Source organism: Actinomadura vinacea, from assembly GCF_039532545.1.
Taxonomy (GTDB): domain Bacteria; phylum Actinomycetota; class Actinomycetes; order Streptosporangiales; family Streptosporangiaceae; genus Spirillospora; species Spirillospora vinacea.
This window is the reverse complement of record NZ_BAAARW010000019.1, coordinates 155,451-161,464: the sequence shown is the minus strand read 5'-3', so window position 1 is coordinate 161,464 and position 6,014 is coordinate 155,451. Positions and strand designations below refer to the sequence as shown.

The window sequence follows — 6,014 nt, the reverse complement described above, 5'->3', positions numbered from 1 at the left end:
CCTCTTCTGGTCCCGGTACCGGGGCGGGGCGCCGGGCTACAAAGAGCAGTCCCGGCAGCTCACCGCGGCCCGTGCCGAGTTCGAGTGGCTGCGGGCCGGTTCTCAGACCGTGCAGCAGCAGGCGTTGCGTGACTTCGCGCAGGCGATGGGCAACTTCTTCGCCGGTACCCACCGCCGCCCCACCTGGCGCAAGCAAGGTGTGCATGAGGGGTTCCGGCAGGTCGGCGTCAAACCGCACCAGGTCGAGCGGTTGTCGCGCAAGTGGGGCGCGGTGCTGGTGCCCAAGTCCGGATGGGTGCGGTTCCGCCTGTCGCGGCCGGTGCCGGAGGGCGTGAAGTCCTACCGGGTCACCCGTGACCGGGCAGGGCGCTGGCATGTGGCGTTCACGCACCTCCCGCCCCCGGTCCCCGGCCCCGGCAACGGGAGCGCGGTCGGGGTGGACCGGGGTGTCGCCGTCAGCGCCGCCCTGTCGACCGGGGACCTGCTGAAGGTCCCCGGCCTCACCCCCGGAGAGACACGACGCCTGGAGTTGCTGTCCCGCAACCTGGGGCGTGCCCGCCGAGGCTCGCGCCGCCGCGCGCGGCTCAAGGCCGCGCTCGCCCGCCTCAAGGCCCGTCAAAGCGACCGGCGTAAGAACTGGGTGGAGCAGACCTCCACGATGCTGGCCCGCGAGTTCGACGTGATCGGTGTCGAGGACCTGCGCATCCGGGGCATGACCCGCTCCGCCAAAGGCACCCTCCAGCACCCGGGACGCAACCTCGCTCACAAGGCGGGGCTGAACCGGGGCATCCTGGCAAGCGGATGGGGCATGCTGGTCGAGCGGCTGGAACACAAGGCCCCCGGCCGCGTCCACAAGATCAACCCCGCCTACACCTCGCAGCGCTGCTCGGCATGCGGGACCACGGATCGGGAGGCGCGCGAGAGCCAAGCGCGTTTCCGGTGCCGGTCCTGCCGCTACGCCGGCAACGCCGATGTGAACGCGGCACGCAACATCGCCCACGAGGCCAGACTCGTGTGCACGGCGGCCGGACCGGCCGTCGCTGCGCGGGGACGCTCCGGGTTGCCGGGGCGGACGAACCGCGAACCTCAACCTGTCCCCCTCTCCTGAGGCCACGGGTTGGAATCCCCCTCGTTCACGAGGGGGAGAAGGTCAAAAAGGATGAAGACTGCCGGGGACTTGCCGGAGCGACCGGGCTGGACCTGCCACCGGGCCGCGTGGGAAAGGATCACACGCCGAGCAGTGATCCGCCGGTCGCGTCGATGAGGTGGCCCGTGACCCAGCGGCTGTCCTCGGAGGCGAGGAAGGCGACGATGTCTGCGATATCAGCAGGTTGGCCGACCCGGTTGAAGACCGAATAGGCCGCGGCCGCCGCCCACGCCTCCGGGGTCGTGAACTGCGTCGCGGTGTTGTCGGTCTCGATGATTCCGGGCGCGACCGAGTTGACCGTGATACCGCGAGGACCCAGCTCCTTGGCCAGCGTGTGAGTGAACACCTCTACCGCCCCCTTGGTCAGGCCATAGGCCATCACTCTCGGTTCAGCGATGCGGGTGACCCCGGAGGAGATGTTGATGACGCGGCCGCCGTCACGTAGTCGCCCCACCCCTTGCCGGACGATGAAGTACGGTGCCTTGACGTTGACCGCGTACAGACGGTCGAACTCCTCGGGTGTCACGCCCTGGAAGTCGCTGGACGCGCCGACAGCGGCATTGTTCACAATGATGTCGACGCCCGCGCCGGCGCCCGACTCGGCCAGGCCCGCGTCCACGCCGGCCCAGAACCGGTCCGCATCGCCGGGGACGCCCAACTCGGCATGGACGAGAAAGCCTCGGCCTCCCGCCCTGTCGATATCCGCGAGGGTCTCTTTGGCCGCGGCCTCGTTCGAGCCGTAGTGCACCCCCACCAGCGCACCGTCCCGGGCGAGCCGCATCGCGATCCCGCGGCCGATCCCACGGCTTGCCCCGGTCACCAGCGCGGTCTTGCCTGCCAGCGATGACATGCGATCCTCTTTCTGTAGTGGATGCTACGAAATGGGGAGCGTAGCAGCGTTTACGTAGTGGACGCTATAGAATGCTGGCGTGACGACGACCGAACGCCCGCGCCGCGGCCGCCCCCGCAGCTTCGATCGGGAGGCGGCACTGGACGTGGCGCTGCGCCTGTTCTGGACGCGCGGCTACGAAGCCACCTCGACCGCCGAGCTGACCAGTGCCATGGGCATCAGCATGCCCAGCCTCTACGCGGCCTTCGGGGACAAGAAGACGCTCTTCCGCGAAACGGTGGCGCACTACCAGCAGAACTACGCGATCACCCTGGACGCCGAGCGCGAAGGGGCCACCGCCCGCGACGTCGTCGCCGACCTACTGCACGACGCCGCGATGACCTACGCCGACCCCGCCAAGCCACCGGGCTGCTTGATCATCAGCGCGACCGCCAACTGCACACAGGCGTCCGACGACCTCGAAGCCGAACTGCGAGCCCACCGTGACGCCAACATCCGGGCCCTCGAACGTCTCATCCACTCTGATATCCGAGCCGGCCACCTGCCGCCGGACACCGACGCGCACGCCCTTGCCCGATTCTTCGGCGCCACCATCCAGGGCATGGCACAGCAAGCACGCGACGGCGCCACCCGCGACGAGCTACTCGTGATCGCCCGAACCGCCCTGAGCGCCTGGCCCGCGTGAATCCTCTACCGCTCGCCGGTCATCCGCGAGTGGCGTGGCACTCCTGCTCACGTCGCCCGTCGCGCTGCATCCAGGGTCTGCGCCACCTCCGCCTGGGTTCTGCCAATGGCCCTGAGACGGTGACCGGCAACCCGAGGTCTCGCCTTGTCGCCCAGGAGGCACTCCGGCCGCCGCCAAGGCCGGCCGGGTCGTCCGGCGACGGGCGGGATGCCGTCGACGAGGTCGAGGGATTGGGTGATGTCGTTGACGTTCGCGGCGGTCGTGATGACGTGCAGCGTGGTGCCCTTGCCGTCACAGATCAGCTGGTGCTTGCTGCCCGTCTTCCGCCGGTCGACCGGCGACGGAGCGGTCGCGGCTCCCCCTCTTTCGCGCGCACGTGGGAGCCGTCCACGCACGCGCGGGTCGTTGGCGGTGCGCCCCCCGAAGGCGCGATGTCCTTCGGGGCGCGCGGCAGGGGTTCCGGTTCAGGCGTTGTAGCCACCGTGGGCGTCCAGCACCGCGCCCGTGACGTACGACGCGGCGGGGCTCGCCAGAAAGGCGATCGCCGCGGCGATTTCTTCGGGGTGACCCATGCGTTGCAGGGACAGCGAGCTGACCAGGGCCTTGAGGATCTCGGGGTCCAGCCCTGCCATGCCGCCCTCCATCAGTCCGGCCTCCACGACGTTGGCCGTGATGTTCCGGGGCCCGAGGTCCCGTGCGACCCCCATGGTGTACCTCTCGATCCCTGACTTGGTCGCCGAGTAGTCGGCACGGCCCGGGCCACCGACCCGGGAGCCCAGTCCGGAACTCACCGTGATGATGCGGCCGCCCGCGCGCAGCACTCGGGAGGCGGCCCGGATGACGGCGATCACGCCGAGGTAGTTGGTGGCGTGCATCCGGTCCAGTGCGGCGGTGTCGGCGTCCGGGTCGTCCACCGTGCGGCCCTGCTCCACCGCGATCGCCGCGTTGTTGACGAGGATGTCCAGGCCGCCGAAGTGCGCGACCACGTCGTCGATCAGCGCCGGCGCCCGACTCATGTCCGCCTGGTCGGACTTGAAGGCGACGGCCTTCGCTCCCTTGCCGTGCACCTCGTCGACGACAGCCTGCGCCTGCTTCTCGGAGCTGACATAGGTGAAGGCGACGTCGGCGCCCTGCTCGGCCAGCAGTCGTACGGTCGCGGCTCCCAGTCCGCGCGACCCCCCGGTGACCAGGGCGACCTTGCCCGTGAGTGGCTTGATCATTCTTCTCACCTCGTTGATTGGCCCTTCCCGATAGTCGCAACACTAGTTGTTACGACAGCTTGTTGCAACCTTCACTGTTACGACTGTGTCGTCGTAACATAAAGCGTTGCGGCCGAGAGGAGGGGTTCATGAGCGCCAACAGCAGGTTGACCATCGCCGCCCACGCGCTGGCCTGGATCGGTCTCTACCAGCGCCAGGGCCATGAGGTCGCCACCTCCGAGCAGATCGCGACCAGCGCGAACACAAACCCAGTGGTGATCAGACGGCTGCTCGGCGAGCTGCGCAGGGCCGGGCTCGTGGAGTCCCGGCGGGGCGTGGGCGCGGGCTGGTCGCTGGCACGCGAGCTGGAGTCGATGACCCTGCTCGACGTGTACGAGGCAGTGGAACCCGGCCCGCTGTTCGCGATGCACCGCACCACCCCGGACCAGGGATGCGTGGTGGGTTACGGCATCCAGCCGACGATGCAGGGCATCTACGAGGGCATCGAGGAGACCCTGAGACACGAGCTGGCCCGCGTCACGCTCGCGAACATACTCCGGGACGTACTCGCGGCACCCCGCTAGCCCCCCATGTTTGTCCCTGCCAGAGTCGCACGAGACGCGTCCCAGAAAAAGAGAAGCCCCGGCACGCGCCGGGGCCTCGTCCTCTGGGGCTACTTCTTCAAGGACGCCGCGAACGCCCTGAACACCTCACGACTCACCAGGAGCTTCGGCCCTTCCGGGTCCTTGGAGTCTCGAACGGCCACCGCACCAGGGAGCCTCGCCAGTTCCACACACTCGCCACCCTGATCATTGCTGCGACGAGCCTTCCGCCAGGTCACGGGCTCCACCTGACCACCGCCTTTCGTAGGAACTCGCGAGAGTCACCGACGCTCAGGCAACGCGCCTGCATCTCCGCGAATGCGCTCACGAGGTGCAAGATATCGCCCACGTCGTTGGATGTGACGCCGCCAGTGGAAATCTCCTGATGAACGAGTTCCTCACCATTGGGCTGGGTGGCGATGTTGAAGGTTCCTGAAACACCCCTGTAGTACGCCGTGGGTGCGATCTGCAACGTGACGTTGTCCCGTTGCGAGGCCTGCAAGAGATGCTCGCACTGGGCGTGCATGACTTCGCGGCTGCCGACTTCTCGCACTAGAACGCCCTCTTCCAGGATCACTACTAGTCGGGGTGGCTGATCCCGCGTGAGGATCCGTTGCCGTTTGAGGCGTCCCTCAAGCGCCGCGTGGTCGGCTGCAAGCAGCACACGGGCATAGTCCTCTGTTTGCAAGAGCCCGACCACGAAGGTTGCAGCGTAGGCGCGGAGGAGGGCGGCGGTGGATTCGGCCTCGGGGTAGTCGGCGAACCATTTGGGGTAGCCGGACGAGCGGAGGAGGTCGTTCCAGGCGTCCTCCAGAGCGGGGGCGCAGCCGAGGGCCTCGTCGATGCGCTGGGCCAAGTCCTCGCGGCAGCGGGTGGCGCCCGTCTCTACCTGGCCTATGTAGCTGCGGCTGACGTTGATGAGTTTGGCCAGTTCCAGGCGGGAGAGGCCGGCCATTTCGCGGCGGCGGTGGAGTTCCGTGCCGAAGGCGATGGTCTGCGGGGTCGGCTTGCGTGACGCCATGGTGCCACCTCCCTGCAACCGCCTGACGAGGACTCGCTTGTCCTCGCACGCTTCTCCAGCGAGATTACGCCGAGTCAGGGAATCTGTGCGATGGGTCACGAAAAATGGGAGGGATGATGGCCGAACCGCCGACGATCGTGTTGAAAGCGCGTCCGGAAGCGATCAAGGAGGTGCGGGATTGGGTGGGGCTGATTCTCGGGTCCTGGGGGCTGGAGAGCTTTGTCGTCCGTACGGTCGCGACCGAGTTGGCGACGAACGCGATAAAGCACGGGTCGCAGCCGGGGGATCCGATCGTCGTTCGGGTCTACCTGCGGGACGGGCGGCCCGTGGTGGAGGCATGGGACCGGTCGGACGAGCCTCCGGTCGTGCGGGCGCCCGATGAGTTCAGTGAATCGGGGCGGGGTCTGCTGCTCATGACGCGACTGGTGGTGCGGTGGGGGACTCGGGCGCTCAATGAGGGCGGCAAGGTCGTGTGGGCCGAGTGCGAGGCCGAGCCCGCGCACTGAGCAG

Annotated in this window: 9 protein-coding genes; 4 read left to right on the top strand and 5 right to left on the bottom strand. The window is 68.2% G+C overall.

Going from position 1 to position 6,014, the window contains the following annotated elements; genetic code table 11:
- A partial coding sequence (locus ABD340_RS24480) for an RNA-guided endonuclease InsQ/TnpB family protein (RefSeq protein WP_344591907.1) occupies nt 1–1,108 on the top strand: 1,108 nt, incomplete at its 5' end.
- A gap of 118 nt (nt 1,109–1,226) precedes the next feature.
- Here ABD340_RS24480 and ABD340_RS24475 read toward each other — a convergent pair.
- Nucleotides 1,227–1,997, bottom strand: coding sequence for an SDR family oxidoreductase (locus ABD340_RS24475; RefSeq protein WP_344591906.1), 771 nt, complete (start codon nt 1,995–1,997; stop codon nt 1,227–1,229).
- Nucleotides 1,998–2,076: 79 nt separating this feature from the next.
- Between ABD340_RS24475 and ABD340_RS24470 the strand changes: the two genes are divergently transcribed.
- A complete protein-coding gene (locus ABD340_RS24470; RefSeq protein WP_344591904.1) occupies nt 2,077–2,682 on the top strand; it encodes a TetR/AcrR family transcriptional regulator in 606 nt (201 codons plus the stop codon).
- A 47-nt stretch (nt 2,683–2,729) separates the two neighbouring features.
- Here ABD340_RS24470 and ABD340_RS48040 read toward each other — a convergent pair whose 3' ends face one another.
- Together ABD340_RS48040 and ABD340_RS24465 are read right to left on the bottom strand one after the other, a co-directional pair.
- Nucleotides 2,730–3,077, bottom strand: a complete 348-nt coding sequence (locus tag ABD340_RS48040; RefSeq protein ID WP_425547431.1) for a transposase — start codon at nt 3,075–3,077, stop codon at nt 2,730–2,732.
- A gap of 69 nt (nt 3,078–3,146) precedes the next feature.
- A complete protein-coding gene (locus ABD340_RS24465) occupies nt 3,147–3,902 on the bottom strand; it encodes an SDR family NAD(P)-dependent oxidoreductase (RefSeq protein ID WP_344591902.1) in 756 nt (251 codons plus the stop codon).
- A 128-nt stretch (nt 3,903–4,030) separates the two neighbouring features.
- Between ABD340_RS24465 and ABD340_RS24460 the strand changes: the two genes are divergently transcribed.
- The gene (locus tag ABD340_RS24460; protein WP_344591901.1) at nt 4,031–4,465 is read left to right on the top strand and encodes an Rrf2 family transcriptional regulator; all 435 of its coding nucleotides are present in this window, start codon (nt 4,031–4,033) and stop codon (nt 4,463–4,465) included.
- A gap of 89 nt (nt 4,466–4,554) precedes the next feature.
- On the opposite strand, the gene ABD340_RS24455 is transcribed toward ABD340_RS24460, so the two are convergent.
- On the bottom strand, nt 4,555–4,722 hold the full coding sequence (locus ABD340_RS24455; RefSeq protein WP_344591899.1) for a DUF397 domain-containing protein: 168 nt from the start codon (nt 4,720–4,722) through the stop codon (nt 4,555–4,557).
- Entirely contained in the window at nt 4,719–5,504 is a 786-nt protein-coding gene (locus ABD340_RS24450) for a helix-turn-helix domain-containing protein (RefSeq protein ID WP_344591898.1), read from the bottom strand. The genes ABD340_RS24455 and ABD340_RS24450 overlap by 4 nt, the downstream gene beginning before the upstream one ends.
- A gap of 113 nt (nt 5,505–5,617) precedes the next feature.
- Between ABD340_RS24450 and ABD340_RS24445 the strand changes: the two genes are divergently transcribed.
- Nucleotides 5,618–6,010 carry an ATP-binding protein gene (locus ABD340_RS24445; RefSeq protein WP_344591896.1) on the top strand — a complete coding sequence of 131 codons (393 nt, stop codon included), beginning with the start codon at nt 5,618–5,620 and terminating at the stop codon, nt 6,008–6,010.
- The last annotated feature ends 4 nt before the right edge of the window (nt 6,011–6,014 follow it).

Bases quoted from the DNA above. Each gene is read 5' to 3' on its own strand.
- ABD340_RS24445 (WP_344591896.1), top strand. From the start codon at position 5,618: ATGATGGCCGAACCGCCGACGATCGTGTTGAAAGCGCGTCCGGAAGCG.
- ABD340_RS24450 (WP_344591898.1), bottom strand. From the start codon at position 5,504: ATGGCGTCACGCAAGCCGACCCCGCAGACCATCGCCTTCGGCACGGAA.
- ABD340_RS24460 (WP_344591901.1), top strand. From the start codon at position 4,031: ATGAGCGCCAACAGCAGGTTGACCATCGCCGCCCACGCGCTGGCCTGG.
- ABD340_RS24465 (WP_344591902.1), bottom strand. From the start codon at position 3,902: ATGATCAAGCCACTCACGGGCAAGGTCGCCCTGGTCACCGGGGGGTCG.
- ABD340_RS24475 (WP_344591906.1), bottom strand. From the start codon at position 1,997: ATGTCATCGCTGGCAGGCAAGACCGCGCTGGTGACCGGGGCAAGCCGT.